General features: G+C 37.5%; 16 protein-coding genes and 1 pseudogene. 5 read left to right on the top strand and 12 right to left on the bottom strand.

The features are described 5' to 3' along the window. The 3 genes from C1642_RS19535 to C1642_RS14410 form a co-directional block, all read left to right on the top strand. Positions 1 to 250: MotA/TolQ/ExbB proton channel family protein (locus C1642_RS19535; RefSeq protein ID WP_218244690.1), on the top strand; the 250-nt coding region annotated here is incomplete at its 5' end. Between the two features lie 15 nt (positions 251 to 265). Next, on the top strand, positions 266 to 688 hold the full coding sequence (locus tag C1642_RS14415) for an ExbD/TolR family protein (RefSeq protein ID WP_000525864.1): 423 nt from the start codon (positions 266 to 268) through the stop codon (positions 686 to 688). A 19-nt stretch (positions 689 to 707) separates the two neighbouring features. After that, complete coding sequence (locus tag C1642_RS14410) at positions 708 to 1,121, top strand: ExbD/TolR family protein (RefSeq protein ID WP_000525670.1); 414 nt, start codon at positions 708 to 710, stop codon at positions 1,119 to 1,121. Positions 1,122 to 1,190: 69 nt separating this feature from the next. Here the strand turns inward: C1642_RS14410 and C1642_RS14405 are convergent. The 4 genes and pseudogenes from C1642_RS14405 to C1642_RS14390 all read right to left on the bottom strand — a co-directional run. Further along, a pseudogene (locus tag C1642_RS14405) lies at positions 1,191 to 1,322 on the bottom strand (GNAT family N-acetyltransferase); the annotation flags it as partial. A 101-nt stretch (positions 1,323 to 1,423) separates the two neighbouring features. Next, the gene (locus tag C1642_RS14400; protein WP_000126961.1) at positions 1,424 to 3,589 is read right to left on the bottom strand and encodes a malate synthase G; all 2,166 of its coding nucleotides are present in this window, start codon (positions 3,587 to 3,589) and stop codon (positions 1,424 to 1,426) included. 369 nt (positions 3,590 to 3,958) lie between these two features. Continuing rightward, complete coding sequence (gene zapE, locus C1642_RS14395; RefSeq protein WP_000933387.1) at positions 3,959 to 5,101, bottom strand: cell division protein ZapE; 1,143 nt, start codon at positions 5,099 to 5,101, stop codon at positions 3,959 to 3,961. Between the two features lie 83 nt (positions 5,102 to 5,184). Continuing rightward, positions 5,185 to 6,204 carry a helix-turn-helix domain-containing protein gene (locus C1642_RS14390; protein ID WP_213064281.1) on the bottom strand — a complete coding sequence of 340 codons (1,020 nt, stop codon included), beginning with the start codon at positions 6,202 to 6,204 and terminating at the stop codon, positions 5,185 to 5,187. 121 nt (positions 6,205 to 6,325) lie between these two features. Between C1642_RS14390 and C1642_RS14385 the strand changes: the two genes are divergently transcribed. Both C1642_RS14385 and C1642_RS14380 read left to right on the top strand, forming a co-directional pair. Beyond that, the gene (locus C1642_RS14385) at positions 6,326 to 7,873 is read left to right on the top strand and encodes a flavin-containing monooxygenase (RefSeq protein WP_103236483.1); all 1,548 of its coding nucleotides are present in this window, start codon (positions 6,326 to 6,328) and stop codon (positions 7,871 to 7,873) included. Positions 7,874 to 7,922: 49 nt separating this feature from the next. Then, positions 7,923 to 8,834 carry a lysine exporter LysO family protein gene (locus C1642_RS14380; RefSeq protein ID WP_001190745.1) on the top strand — a complete coding sequence of 304 codons (912 nt, stop codon included), beginning with the start codon at positions 7,923 to 7,925 and terminating at the stop codon, positions 8,832 to 8,834. On the opposite strand, the gene pyrF is transcribed toward C1642_RS14380, so the two are convergent. The 8 genes from pyrF to C1642_RS19530 form a co-directional block, all read right to left on the bottom strand. Further along, a complete protein-coding gene (pyrF, locus tag C1642_RS14375; RefSeq protein ID WP_000392928.1) occupies positions 8,831 to 9,529 on the bottom strand; it encodes an orotidine-5'-phosphate decarboxylase in 699 nt (232 codons plus the stop codon). The genes C1642_RS14380 and pyrF overlap by 4 nt on opposite strands. 165 nt (positions 9,530 to 9,694) lie before the next feature. Next, positions 9,695 to 10,060, bottom strand: coding sequence for a lipopolysaccharide assembly protein LapA domain-containing protein (locus tag C1642_RS14370; protein ID WP_001269278.1), 366 nt, complete (start codon positions 10,058 to 10,060; stop codon positions 9,695 to 9,697). A gap of 24 nt (positions 10,061 to 10,084) precedes the next feature. Beyond that, positions 10,085 to 10,387 (bottom strand): integration host factor subunit beta, encoded by a 303-nt coding sequence (locus tag C1642_RS14365; protein WP_000205997.1) that lies wholly within the window; start codon positions 10,385 to 10,387, stop codon positions 10,085 to 10,087. A gap of 156 nt (positions 10,388 to 10,543) precedes the next feature. Next, positions 10,544 to 12,217, bottom strand: coding sequence for a 30S ribosomal protein S1 (gene rpsA, locus C1642_RS14360; RefSeq protein ID WP_000140309.1), 1,674 nt, complete (start codon positions 12,215 to 12,217; stop codon positions 10,544 to 10,546). Between the two features lie 104 nt (positions 12,218 to 12,321). After that, positions 12,322 to 13,008 carry a (d)CMP kinase gene (gene cmk, locus C1642_RS14355; RefSeq protein WP_000218018.1) on the bottom strand — a complete coding sequence of 229 codons (687 nt, stop codon included), beginning with the start codon at positions 13,006 to 13,008 and terminating at the stop codon, positions 12,322 to 12,324. A gap of 7 nt (positions 13,009 to 13,015) precedes the next feature. Continuing rightward, positions 13,016 to 13,459, bottom strand: coding sequence for an SRPBCC family protein (locus C1642_RS14350; RefSeq protein ID WP_032030219.1), 444 nt, complete (start codon positions 13,457 to 13,459; stop codon positions 13,016 to 13,018). 69 nt (positions 13,460 to 13,528) lie between these two features. After that, positions 13,529 to 14,032, bottom strand: coding sequence for a tRNA adenosine(34) deaminase TadA (tadA, locus tag C1642_RS14345; RefSeq protein ID WP_000033177.1), 504 nt, complete (start codon positions 14,030 to 14,032; stop codon positions 13,529 to 13,531). A 6-nt stretch (positions 14,033 to 14,038) separates the two neighbouring features. After that, positions 14,039 to 14,677: enoyl-CoA hydratase/isomerase family protein (locus tag C1642_RS19530; protein ID WP_228153901.1), on the bottom strand; the 639-nt coding region annotated here is incomplete at its 5' end.

The following is a 14,677-nucleotide window of genomic DNA, read 5'->3' as shown; positions in this document are numbered from 1 at the left end:
CGCTTTAACTGCAATCGGGATTTCAGGTCAGGCATCTATTGATAAAGTTGCAGGCCCAGTTGGTGAAGCTCTCATTATGACAGCTATTGGTCTTGCAGTCGCAGTACCGGCTGTATTGGGTTACAACTGGTTGACTCGTCGTAATAAAGCAGTGATGGAAAATGTTCGTTCATTTGGTTCAGATCTACATGCAGTTTTATTAAGCGGAGAAATTAATACCAACAATTCAATTAATCGCAGCATTAAATAATCAGGAGCAGACATTATGGGTATGAGTGTTGGTTCTGAAGATGATGAAGAAATGATTGGAACGATTAACACGACACCTCTCGTAGATGTCATGTTGGTTTTACTTATTATTTTTCTTATTACTATTCCGGTAGTTACACATACGGTTCCGGTGAAACTACCAGAAGAAAAAAATACTCCGTACGCGACCACGCCTGAAAATATTCAACTTTCAGTTAATAAGAAAGGCGATATTTTCTGGAACGAGAGTTATGTACCGAATAAAGAAATATTGTTAGCAAAATTACAGGCTGTGGCACAAAAAAGACCGCAGCCGGAGGTACATATTCGAGGAGATCAGCTTACTCATTTTGAAGCGATAGATCAGGTCATTAGTACGACCAAACAAGCTGGTATTGGCAAAATTGCCTTTGTTACTACCCCTCCAGCTTCCCCGTAATGATTTTAAGGAGAATTTTATGGGTATGAATGTTGGCTCAAATAATGATGACGATGTAATGCTAGAGGTGAACATGACACCGCTTATTGATGTCATGCTGGTACTCATTATTATGTTTATTATTACTATACCTGCACCAAACAATGCGATTAATATTAATTTGCCAAATGGCACACCGCCACCAACAAATGAAAAGCCACCTGAAGTCATTGATGTAAGAATTGATGCAGCAGGCAAAGTATTTTGGAATAACCAACAGGTTTCTGACCGCAAGGCACTAGAGACTTTATTTCAAGGTGTTGTCGCCAAAAAAGATCAAGACCAAATCAAACTTAAACCAGACCAAATGGCTGAATATAAAAATGTAGCGATGGTCATGGCCACGGCGCAGCGTTTAGGTGTAACTAAAATTGGGATTGTGAGTAGCAATTAATATCGCTTTTAACTTTAGTTAATTCCATTTCCTTCAACGCTAACTTGAATTCTCAGTTAGCGTTTTTTTAAAGTGTTCCTCGACTTTAGACTCAGCAATAGAGTATACATTTGGCGCGACATAGTCCTTTTGAGATTCATCTAATGATAATTTTGCGCATAGAAGCCAATTTTCACGATCGAGATTTTTTAAGTTAATCAAACTTGAAATCCTTTATTTATAAATTCACGCCTTATCTATAAGCACAAAATATACCGGAAATAAAAAAGCCTCCGAAGAGGCTTTTTTATAACAGGTTAAAATTAGTCACCTGTATAACCTTTTAATTTTAAACGAGCCGCATGTAGTAATGGCTCAGTATAACCAGAAGGCTGTTCACAACCTTTAAAGATAAGGTCTGAAGCTGCTTGGAAAGCAATATTAGTTTCAAAGTTAGCTGCCATTGGTTTATACAATGGATCATTCGCATTTTGTTCATCAACAATTTTTGCCATGCGTTTAAGCACTTCTTCAACTTGTTCACGAGTCACGATACCGTGACGTAACCAGTTGGCAACATGTTGAGAAGAAATACGTAATGTTGCACGGTCTTCCATTAAGCCCACATTGTTAATATCAGGAACTTTTGAACAACCTACACCTAAGTCAACCCAACGAACAACGTAACCTAAAATACCTTGGCAGTTATTTTCAAGTTCGTTATTAATTTCTTCTGCTGACCAGTTTGTATCAGTTGCAAATGGAGGAGTTAACAAGTCATCTAATGACAACATTTCTTCAGCTTTTAACTGATCTTGACGTGCTTTTACATTTACTTGATGGTAATGCATTGCATGAAGTACAGCACCAGTTGGTGATGGAACCCAAGCACATGAAGCACCAGCATTTGGATGAGCAGCTTTAGTTGCCAACATATCTTTCATGCTATCTGGTTTTGGCCACATGCCTTTACCAATTTGAGCTTTACCTTGTAAACCACATTTCAAACCAATTGCAACGTTACGGTTTTCGTATGCAGCAATCCATTTTTGTGTTTTAACCGCTTCTTTACGAACAACTGGAGCAGCTTCCATAGAAGTATGAATTTCATCACCAGTACGGTCCATGAACCCAGTGTTAATAAAGATTGTGCGATCTTTAGCAGCAGCAATACAGTTTTTCAGGTTTACAGATGTACGGCGTTCTTCATCCATAATACCGATTTTTAAAGACTTCGCTGGTAATCCTAGGGCTTGCTCAGCACGCTCAAATAACTCAACAGCAAAAGCAACTTCTTCAGGACCATGCATTTTTGGTTTAACAATATACATAGACCCTTTACGAGAGTTTTTATTTTCGTTTTCACTACGGATGTCAGCAATTGATAACAATGGCGTTACCAACGCATCCATAATACCTTCGAAAATTTCTTCACCATCAACTAAAATCGCTGGATTCGTCATTAAATGACCTACGTTACGAAGTAACATAAGTGAACGACCATGAAGTTTTGTTGTGCCACCGATCAAATTTTTAATTTCACGGTCTTTATTCAAAGCGCGAACAATTGTTTTACCATTTTTTTCGATAGATTCTTGAAGAGTACCCTTCATCAAACCTAACCAGTTACGATAACCTTCAACTTTTTCTTCTGCATCAACAGCTGCTACAGAGTCTTCAAGATCCTGAATTGTTGTAACCGCAGCTTCAAGTGTTAGATCTTTAACACCCGCTAAATCAGTTTGGCCAATTGGGCTATTCGCATCAATTTCAATAATGACATGTAGGCCATTACTCAAAAGAACAACTTCTGAAGGGTTCGCTTCTTCACCATTGAAGCCCACAAATTGAGCTTCATGAGCTAAGCCAGTTTTAGTACCATCTTTTAAAGTCACAACCAGTTTATTCTGCTCGATTGCATATTTAGTTGCATCAGCATGTGAGCCTTGCGCAAGCGGGAAAATTTCATTTAAGAAGTTTTTAGCAAACTCAATAACTTTCGCACCACGTACAGGGTTATATCCTTTTCCTTTTTCTGCACCGCCTTCTTCTGAAATTACATCAAAACCGTAAAGTGCATCATATAAAGAACCCCAACGCGCATTTGCTGCATTTAAGCAATAACGTGCATTACGTACAGGCACTACTAATTGTGGCCCTGCTAACAATGCAATTTCTTCATCTACGTTTTCAGTAGTAATTTGGAAGTCTTCAACTTCTGGTAATAAATAACCAATTTCAGTTAAAAATGCTTTGTAAGCACCTAATTCAAATTTATTGTTGCGGTGCCATTCATCAATTTTTGCTTGTAATTCATCACGCTTAGCCAATAATGCTTTATTCTTTGGACTAAGGTCGACAACAACTTGCTCAAAGTTCTTCCAGTAAGTTTCACTATCTAAACCAGAACCTGGTAAAGCTTCATTTTCGATAAAATCGTAAAGTTCTTTAGCAATCGCTAACTTGCCTTTTTGAATACGTGCAGTCATTGTCTTTCCTGAAGTTGCTACTTTTTATACCAAGAGAATCCTAGTATACCGATTTAAATTAAGCTGAATACTAATATCACATTCCTAAATAGTAAGCATTTTCCCTTGCATAACTATTGACAAAGATAAATTTTTCTATATAGGAAAATATTAAAATTCTAACTAGGATTCCCAACAATTTATTCAATATTTAAAGATACTGAAACTAGACTTTTTGTTAACAGACAAAAAATTTCACTATCTTGTTTTTTCTAAAGCGTATTTAGTTATATCAAACTTTGCACAATGAAAAAGTACTATTTCGCTAAATTTATCTTTTTTTGTTGTAAAAAAAGCGCTCAATTTAGAGCGCTCTTCATATCTGATTTCTTAAGAAGTTTTAGTCGCATCAATATGTCGATGTTCAGAATGCAAATACTCATCTGACTGCATTTCTAATAAACGTGAACGAGTACGCTCAATTTCAAAAGCCAATTTCTCGCCTTGATAGATATCAATAATACTATCTTGAGAGGTTAAAAGTAGTTTCACTCCACGATCATAAAATTCATCGACTAGATAAATAAAACGACGTGTGCCTTCAGACAAGAAGTCTGTTAAGTGAGGAACATTGCTGACCAAAACCGTATTATAAATATTGGCAATTTCAATAAAGTCTGCTGGACTACGGGGCTTTAAGCAAAGTTCAGAAAACTCACACCATAAAACATCTTCCGTATGCCCTAGGGTTTCAACAACACGGTTATTGATCACAATCGGTTCATGAGAATTGGTTTGAGTATGAGTTAAAGCAGTATAACGCTCTGATATCCAACTTTGAGCTTCATTACCTAATGGTGATTTAAACAATTGAGCCTGTTTTAAAACACGTAAACGGTAATCCACTCCTGCATCTACATTTAAAACGACACAGTTCTTTTTAACCATTTCAATTGTAGGAATAAAACGATCACGGTGAATCCCGTTTTTATATAAACCGTCTGGTGCAATGTTTGAGGTTGCAATGAGTGTTACACCACGAACAAATAACTTTTGGAATAAGTCACTCAAAATCATTGCATCAGTTACGTTCGAGACAAAAAACTCATCGAAACAAATAACGACAGCATCTTTATAAATTTGATCAGCTACGATATCGAGTGGATTACGTTGACCCGAAAGTTTATTTAACTCTTTATGAACATGTTGCATAAAGTGATGAAAATGCATACGTGTTTTACGGCGAAATGGTACAGACTCATAAAATTGGTCCATAAGCCAAGTTTTGCCACGTCCTACACCGCCCCACATATATACACCTTTTGGAGAAGTTTGGCGGCGGAAACGACGGAAAGCTTTTTTAGAAGCCTTATAACGATTTAAAAGTTCTTTCCATACACGATCTAATTCTTGCACTGCCTGTGCTTGTGCCTCATCTGCCATAAACTGGCCTGAAGCCAATGCCTCAGCATAGCGCTCTGCTGGGGAAGACGGAGTAAATGCAGTACTATGAGAAGATTTTAAATTTAACATATCATTTTATTTCAATTTTAACTGAAGAGAGTATAGCGAACATTTTGTCCGACCACATTAGCTTTTAGCATCAAGAGTTATACTCAGTAAAACTCTTTTCCATATTGCCGAGGACTCTGCCCAAACCATCTTTTAAATGCATGATTAAAAGCGGCAGGTTCAGAATAACCAAGTGCTTCTGCAATAACTTCTATTGAATACTCTTTATATTCCATAAGTTTAAGCGCCTTATTCTTAATAATCTGTTCACGAATCTGTTTATAACTCGTATTAAGCTGCTGCAATTGATGCCTTAATGTCCTTTCAGGCATTTTCAAAGCAAAAGCGGTTTCCGCCATGCTCGGGATAATTCCTTGTTGTAGCTCTAAATAATCTTGCACATATTGAATAATAGGCGGTATTTGATGATCTTGTTCATTTAATCTTTCTATTTCTTTAATACATTTAGCCTCATAGATACGATGAGTAATAATATCTGCTGAAGGAATTTTTATTTCCAGCACATTCTTACTTAGGCTAAATGCTGCATGTGTAGAATTAAAATGTAGATCATCTCCATAATATGCGTAATATTGAGCAACGGTATCTGGATCAGAGGGTTCCGGAAATGGTAAATCTATACGCATGTCAGGCATTTTTAAGCCCATCATGATATAAATATCCTGAATAAACTTATAAGTACCCGAAATTTCGCATTGGGCACGGAGTAAACCGATTTCTGTTTTTAAATCGACCGGTAAATAGTTCAAAATGATGTGATTTTCAGTTTCTTGTAAGCTCAAAGTACCAAATAAATGAGTAAGTTTTTGATACTGTATGCCTTTTTCTAAGGCTGTTTGTATATCATGGCTGGTCACAAGTAACATGAGTAAAGGACCATAACCTACCAATGCGTAATGTTGTCCAATAAATAATCCTTTCTCTGGGTCAACATTCTCACTAATAATTTGCTGTATATCCCATTCCAAACTGTCATGAATTGTTGAGCTTGGGTCCAGGGAATCTACTTTAATACCTATATCTGCCAAACGTGAGTCGACATCAATGCCCGCATTGCGCATTCCTTGAATTAAATAGATTAAACCAAGTGCCGATCGTTTCATTCTTTTATCAATTTCCCTAGACTGAAATGTTTTACTATAAAGAAGTGATAAAATTAATTGCCGAATCTATCAATTTTCACGTCGATACAATCATGTTTAAACTGTTTAAAAAACGTTAGTCTTGCCTGCAATCCTCTTTACCGCATATGCAGGGTTTCCAATGCTAAACGCAAAACAACATGCTATTCAAAAAACTAAAATCGCAATTATTGGTGCTGGATTCGGTGGCCTTGCCATGGCTATTCGTCTGTTACAAAGCCAACAATCAGATTTTTTTATTTTAGAAAAATCTAATGATGTCGGTGGAACTTGGCGTGAAAACCGCTATCCAGGAGCTGCGTGTGATGTTCAATCACATATGTACTCTTTGTCTTTTGCACCTAAAACTGACTGGTCAAAACGTTATGCAGAAGCTCCTGAAATTTTCGATTATATCCAAGATATAACCAATCAATATCAAATTAAAAACTACTGTAAGTTTAACCATGAGGTTACTCATGTACAGTATGATGAAGTGCGCCATATATGGACACTAGATTTTGCAAACCAACCTTCTCTCGAAGCACAATTTGTAGTTTTTGCATCAGGTCCGCTACATATTCCACAAATCCCTCATATTCAAGGTATTGAAAAGTTCAAGGGTAAAGTTTTTCACTCTTCCCAATGGGAACATGACTACAGTCTAGAAGGTAAATCAGTTGCTTCCATCGGTACTGGTGGTAGTGCAATTCAATATATTCCAGAAATCGCAAAAGTCGTTAAGCAATTATATGTATTCCAACGTACAGCAGCTTGGGTTATCCCACGAGATGAGCGTAAATACTCTAATTTGAACAAAGCTCTATTTAAAAAATCAAACTTCTATCGACAAATTCATCGCAGCCGCCTTTATTGGAGTAATGAATCTCGCGTTGTTCCTATAGTTCAGCCGCAAATCATGAAATATGGGCAAAAATTAGCTGAGGCATTTATACGTTTCCAAGTTAAAGATAAAGATTTAGCCAAGAAACTTACACCAGACTTTGTGATGGGCTGTAAACGCATTCTAATTTCAAATAAATACTTCCCTACTTTTAACCGAAAAAATGTTGAATTAGTGACCGAGGGTATTCAAGAAATTAAAGAGAACACTATTATTACAAAGGATGGAAAAGAAAGACCAATTGACTGTTTAATCTATGGAACTGGTTTTGTTACCGATCCACGTATTTATTTAAAACATTTTACATGTATTGGTCGCAATCAAATTGAATTGAAACAGGCTTGGAAAAACGGTGCAGAAAGTTATTATGGAATTATGACCAAGAATTTTCCTAACCTATTTCAACTGGTCGGGCCAAATACCGTTTTAGGTCATAACTCGATTATATTTATGATTGAGTCACAAGTTAATTATATTTTACAGCTTATTGATCTAGTTGAAAAATCTGGACAGTGCGCTATAGAAATTAAACCGGAAGTTCAGGATTCCTTCAATGAAAGAATACAAACACAACTTCAAGGTACTGTATGGCAAGCTGGCGGGTGTAGCAGCTGGTATCAAGCTGCTGATGGAAAAAACTTTTCTTTATGGCCAACTTATACATGGAAATATTGGCTAGACACTCGTAAAGTTAATCCTAAAGATTATTTGTTATTAAATAAATGCTCACAGAGCTATGCAGCATAATATGTTCAATACATAATAGATAGGTTGATAACAATCTATCTATTATTATATGCAGTCCATTAGTCTCATTATTCAAATTTTTCTTGTATTAGCATTTGGTTATTTTCTAGGTCCTAAACTCTCACTAAATATTCGGCATTTTATTTTTAAAATCCTACCTTATTTTTCTTATATTTTACTAACCAGTGTAGCTTTAGAACTAACACTCGCCCTTGATCAAATTGATAATCCTTCTACTATACTTCCACCTGCTCTATTAATTGCATTAACCACTTCTCTTGGTTCTTTTTTTACTTGCTTATTCGCCTATACAATTTTTGATAAAGAAAGTGTTAAAGGGAAAATTTCACTTCAACTTTTTATGAATGCATTAAAAAATATTGCCAAGGCATTTCTAGCTTTAACAATAGGCGTGATTTTAGGAATTCTTCTTACCCAATTACACACCCATATTCCCTTTAATAGTTGGTATTTACTATTACTTTTTATTTTTTTAATCGGAATCGAACTTGCTTTTACTCATTTTAATCGCACATGGTTAAGCTGGAAAATTCTTATTGTACCTTTGGCCGCCTTTATAGGCTCGTGCTTAGCTGGGTTTCTCAACTATTCCTTACTTGGTCATGAGTTTACACTTAATGAAATATTAGCTTTGGGCCAAGGCTATGGTTGGTATTCAATGTCAGGTATTTTATTTACACAGCTACATTCAGCTGAGTTAGGTGGGATTGCCTTGCTTACAGATCTATTTAGAGAGATAGTTGCAATTTTACTCATGTATACAATGGGTTGGCGTTTTCCACGTCCAGCGATTTCAAGTGCTGGCGCTACCTCAATGGATGTAACATTAGCAATGGTAAAACAGTCATGTGGCACACATTATGTACCACATGCCATGATGAGCGGCTTACTCTTAAGTCTACTCGCTCCACTTTTAATTACTGTGTTTTTAAACTTTTAAGCAATTGAAGCAAGAATTGATTTCAACATTTCAGTTGGATTTTCTGCTTTAGTAATCGGACGACCAATAACTAAATGTGTAGACCCATCAAGCATTGCCTGTTTCGGAGTTACAATACGTTTTTGGTCATCTGCATTACTACCCTCAGGACGTATTCCCGGAGTAACTAAAGAGAAATCTTGTCCGATTAACTCACGAAGAATTTTAGCTTCTTGAGCAGAACAAACTACACCATCTAAACCACTTTCTTTAGTAAGTTTCGCCAATCTTTTAACTTGTTCTACAGGTTCAATATCTAACCCGATATCTTTTAAATCTTCACGGCCCATTGAAGTTAAAACTGTTACCGCAATTAATTGTGTTTGATAATTACCTGCTTTTAAACGCTCTACACAGGTTTCCATCATTTTACGGCCACCTGATGCATGTACGTTAACCATCCATACACCTAAGTCTGCGGCAGCACATACAGCTTGAGCCGTCGTATTTGGAATATCATGGAATTTTAAATCTAGGAAAACTTCGAAATTTTCTTCTTGAAGTTTTTTTACAACAGATGGGCCTTCATGAGTAAAAAGCTCTTTACCTACTTTTACGCGACATAAAGTAGGATCAAGTTGTTCAACAATTTTTAAAGCGTCATATTGGCTTTTAGCGTCCAACGCAACAATGATACTCAAGAGACTTTCTTCCATCACATAAAATCAGCGCTATTATAATAGACAAGTCAGCCAGTAATAAAGAAATCTATTGAACCAAGTTCTTAAATGAGGAAATAGTGATTTTAAACTAGAAGGATAATGAGGAATATAGAAGGGAAAATACTACTCTTTATGACTAGATAAAGAGTAGTACCAAAATTATAAAGGAGTAGAATTTTTATCTTGCGGATAAATATCTACAACAGTTTTTTCGTGTCTTACATTTGCAGCTGCTTCTGCTGCAGCCAATTGAGCACTTTGAATTTGTTCTTTTCTCAAATGATCAATATCTTTGCGAAGACGTTTGATTTCCCAGCTTTTTTGGAAAACTCGGAAAACTTGTACACCTAATAAAAGCCCAACTACAATTCCAAGCGCTAAGGTAAGCAACAATAATAAACCTAAACGCATTGCAGGAACTTGAGTAAATAATAAATCAACAGGAAGTTCTGTTGGGTTCTGCAAAACAAGTGCTAAAGAATAGCCAAATACAATAATGAGTAATGCAATTAGAATATAACGCATAGGCACCCCACTTATGAGTTTTATTTATTTTCCAGATTCATTCACTGCATCACGGAGTGCTTTACCTGGTTTAAAATGTGGAACAGCCTTCGCTGCAACATCTACTGACTTACCTGTTTTAGGGTTACGACCAACTCTAGGTTCACGGTGGTGTAATGCAAAGCTACCAAAACCACGGATTTCAATACGATTGTCAGACGAAAGAGCTTCGATCATTTGGTCAATCATAATCTTAACCGCTTCTTCCACTAATGGTTCAGCCAAGTGTGGATTTTTTAGCGCAATGCGTTCAATCAAATCAGACTTATTAAGAGCTTCAGTAGTCATCTACGACCTCGTTATTTATTACTACTCTAAGTCGTTTGATAATAACCTGTTTAAATACAAAACGGTAGCGCAGTATGTTGAATACTACGCTACCGTTTACAGTAATTTGTATAAAAAGTACAATTTCGTTACATGAAACTGTACTTTGTTAACTTATTACTTCATTTGTGCCTTGATCAAGTCACCAATAGTCTTAGGACCATTGTCTTGAGAAGCTGATGCTGTACGCAAGTTAGCAACTGCTTCTTTCTCTTCAGCTTCGTCTTTCGCTTTGATAGACAAGTTGATAGAGCGAGATTTACGGTCAACGTTGATGATTTTCGCTTCAACTTCTTGACCAACTTCTAAGAATTTAGTTGCATCTTCAACGCGGTCACGGTTGATTTCAGAAGCTTTAAGAGTAGCTTCTACTTCGTCAGCTAACTTAACAGTTGCGCCACGAGCATCAACTGCAGTTACAGTACCTTTAACTAAAGCACCACGTTCGTTAGCAGCTAAGAAATCATTGAACGGATCGCTGTTCAATTGCTTGATACCAAGGCTGATACGGTTACCTTCAGCGTCTACAGACAAGATAACTGCTTCAACAGTGTCACCTTTCTTGTAACGACGGATAGCTTCTTCGCCTTGTTCGTTCCAAGAAATATCAGACAAGTGAACTAGACCGTCAATACCGCCATTTAAACCAATGAAGATACCAAAGTCAGTGATAGACTTGATTGTACCTGAAACTTTTTCGCCTTTCTCATGAGACTTAGCAAACTCTTCCCATGGGTTAGCACGAGTTTGTTTGATACCAAGGCTGATACGACGACGTTCTTCGTCAACTTCAAGAACCATAACATCAACTTCATCACCGATCTGAACAACTTTAGATGGGTGGATGTTTTTGTTAGTGTGGTCCATTTCAGAAACGTGTACTAAACCTTCAACGCCTTCAGCGATTTCAGCGAAACAACCGTAGTCAGTTAAGTTAGTAACACGTGCTTTAACGATAGAACCTTTAGGGTAACGGCTCATGATCGCTAACCATGGATCTTCGCCTAATTGTTTAAGGCCTAAAGATACGCGGTTACGTTCACGGTCAAACTTAAGTACTTTAACAGTAACTTCTTGACCAACTTCAACAACTTCTGAAGGGTGCTTGATACGCTTCCAAGCCATATCTGTGATATGAAGAAGACCATCAATACCGCCAAGATCAACGAATGCACCGTAATCAGTAAGGTTTTTGATAGTACCTGTAACTGTTTGACCTTCTTCAAGTTGAGCAAGTAATGCTTCACGGTCAGCAGAAGATTCAGCTTCCATAACAGCACGACGAGATACAACAACGTTGTTACGTTTAGCATCAAGCTTGATTACTTTAAACTCTAACTCTTTACCTTCAAGGTGAGTTGTGTCACGGATAGGACGAGTGTCAACTAATGAGCCTGGTAAGAACGCACGAACAGGACCGATGTCAACAGTGAAACCGCCTTTAACTTTACCAGAGATAACACCAGTAACGATTTCGCCATCTTCAAAGATTTTTTCAAGTTTAGTCCAAGTTTCAGCACGTTTAGCTTTTTCACGTGATAAAACTGTTTGACCCATACCGTTGTCAAGAGCTTCAACAACTACGTCAACAGTATCGCCAACCTGAACTTCAAGTTCACGTTGTTCATTTAAAAATTCAGCACGGTCAACAATGCCTTCAGATTTAAGGCCAGTGTCAACAGTAACCCAGTCACTATCGATGTTTACAACAACACCTTGGATGACTGCACCCTTTTCAACGTTGAGGTTTAATTCACTTTCTTCAAAGAGGGCTGCAAAAGATTCGGTCATGATATACCTGATAAAGTCAGCGGTCTTGGATCAGACAAGGCCGGTTTAGTTAAGTATCAACATAGTCTTTATAGACTGATCAAGCTATGCGTCAACTGATAATCTTAGTTGCTAACAGTACGGCTATTGACGTAATCAACCATCAACTTAAATACTTGATCGATCGTTAATTCCGAACTATCAATAATATAAGCGTCTGCGGCTGGCTTGAGAGGAGCTACTTCTCGCTCCATGTCTCTTTTGTCACGCGCTTGTATATTAGCTAAAATGTCGTTTATTTTAGCATCTAGCCCCATACCCTGCAACTGTTTTACTCTTCGCTCAGCACGCGACTCAGCTGAAGCAGTCAAATAAATTTTAGCATTAGCTTCCGGAAAAATTGATGTTGCCATATCTCGGCCATCTGCAACTAATCCCGGAGTTTGTGCAAATGCTCTTTGGCGCTCAAAAAGTGCTTGTCTGAGCTCTGGTATTGCTGCAACTTTAGATGCATATTCTCCAACTCGCTCTGTACGGATAGTTTGGGTTACATCTTCCCCATCGAGGAAAACTAATGTTCCCTCTGCCGAGGTTTCAAACTTAATATTAAGCTGACGAGCATAGTTAACACACTCATCTAAATGGCTATCTAATTTTTCCAATAAATCATGTTTATGTAATGACAACCCTAACAAACGATATAAGGCACCCGAATCAAGTAAATGAAATTGATAATACGCAGCAAGTTTCGCCGCTAATGTTCCTTTACCCGAACCACTCGGACCATCAATAGTAATAATTTGAACTGTCATTGAACTCTCACGAAGAAGCAAATGCTTTAGCTAATCTCGAAAAGCCTAGTGTAATCGCTAGTTTTAGCTGTGCAAGAATTAATTTACTTACAACAGGAGCTTTTGCGGTTAATTCGATACGATACGTAACTAAAGTAATATAAGGAGTAATTTCTGAGAACTCGATTCGACCTAAATGGTGTTTCACTAGAGGATTATCAATCAGTTTATATTCAATACGTTTGTTTTCTTCGAGATGCGTGATTTCTTCTTTAAGTGGTTTAATCACGCCAAACCCCATACGACGAATAGAACCCACTCCATCAGGTCTTTCAGGATCTGCCGAATCTTTAACACGCACAACTTGTAGTGGAGCAAACGCAGTGTTGTAAGCTGCATGTTTAGAAAGCAGGTTAAAGACATCACTAAGAGGAGCATTAAATTCTTTTTGTATAGTAATTACATTACGCATGAAAGTTCCTTATTTAAATAAATCATGTCAATGAAACGGCGTTAGTGTGCCATAACCTCATGACATTTTTTAATCATTTAAGGACGTTTTTTGTTGTTTCTCTTGTTTCTTTTGTTCACGTCTTTGCTTAAAAAAAAGGCTTAACTGTTGAGCACATTTTTCATGTAAACATCCATGCTCAAAAGTAAATTTATGGTTGTAATAACCATTTTCTAATAATTGACGTGCACTCACGAGTGAGCCAGCTTTAGGTTCTGTTGTTCCAAATACGACATGTTTAATTCTTGCATGTACTAATGCTCCCACACACATTGTGCACGGCTCAAGCGTAACATACAAAGTCGCATCTTCAGGTAAACGATAATTTTTCAATGACTCACAAGCCGCACGAATAGCTTGAATTTCTGCATGAGCTGTAGGATCAGATAAACCAATTGGAGCATTAAAACCAGCTCCAATTAACTTATTTTGACTCACGATTACAGCTCCTACAGGAATTTCCCCCTGCTCGGCTGCTAATTCAGCTTGCTCGTAAGCAAGCTGCATCCAATACTCATCACTAAATTTAGACATTATTGATTATGACACTACACCATATTGTCTAAGTAAGGCATTCCAGCTATCAATCGTCGTGATCGGTGGATCATCGGCCAAAATACCTCGTAATGTAAGGTCTTCACATGCTTTCCATTCAGGTGATAAATCTTTATCGACTAAACGAGCACGTACGCCTTCCACAAAGTCAGGATGGCGAATTTTCCATTCAGAGATTTGCGCTTCTAAATCAAAAACTTCATCCCAAGAATGAACTTGTTTACCCCATTGCCATAACAACCAAGTAATTGCTGCCGTACTAGGCGAGCCCTTTTGTAAGTTTTCACTCGCTTGACGCAACCAGTCACTGCTTGCATCTCGCAAGCTGACGATCGCTTGATAGTCTTGTTCAAAGCTTGAACCACGGCAAACACTATGTATAACATCTAACGAATTTTGTAATGGCCCTGCTGCAACCGGGCGATGCAAACTATTTAAAGTATCATCAATCGCACGGAAATCACCTGCCGGATAGTGAGCCCAATTAATATTGAGTACTTTCTGTAGAACATTATCACGTTGTGCTTCACAAATATGCGTCGCCCAACCAATGCTATATGCCCCAGCAGCCGTCATAATAGAACCTGTCAAACCGGTAAATAAACCAATTTGCCCACGGTCAGC

It is taken from the genome of Acinetobacter sp. AKBS16 (genome assembly GCF_002899995.1).
GTDB classification, from domain to species: Bacteria; Pseudomonadota; Gammaproteobacteria; order Pseudomonadales; family Moraxellaceae; genus Acinetobacter; species Acinetobacter baumannii.
This window is presented reverse-complemented; position numbering and strand designations above follow the sequence as displayed.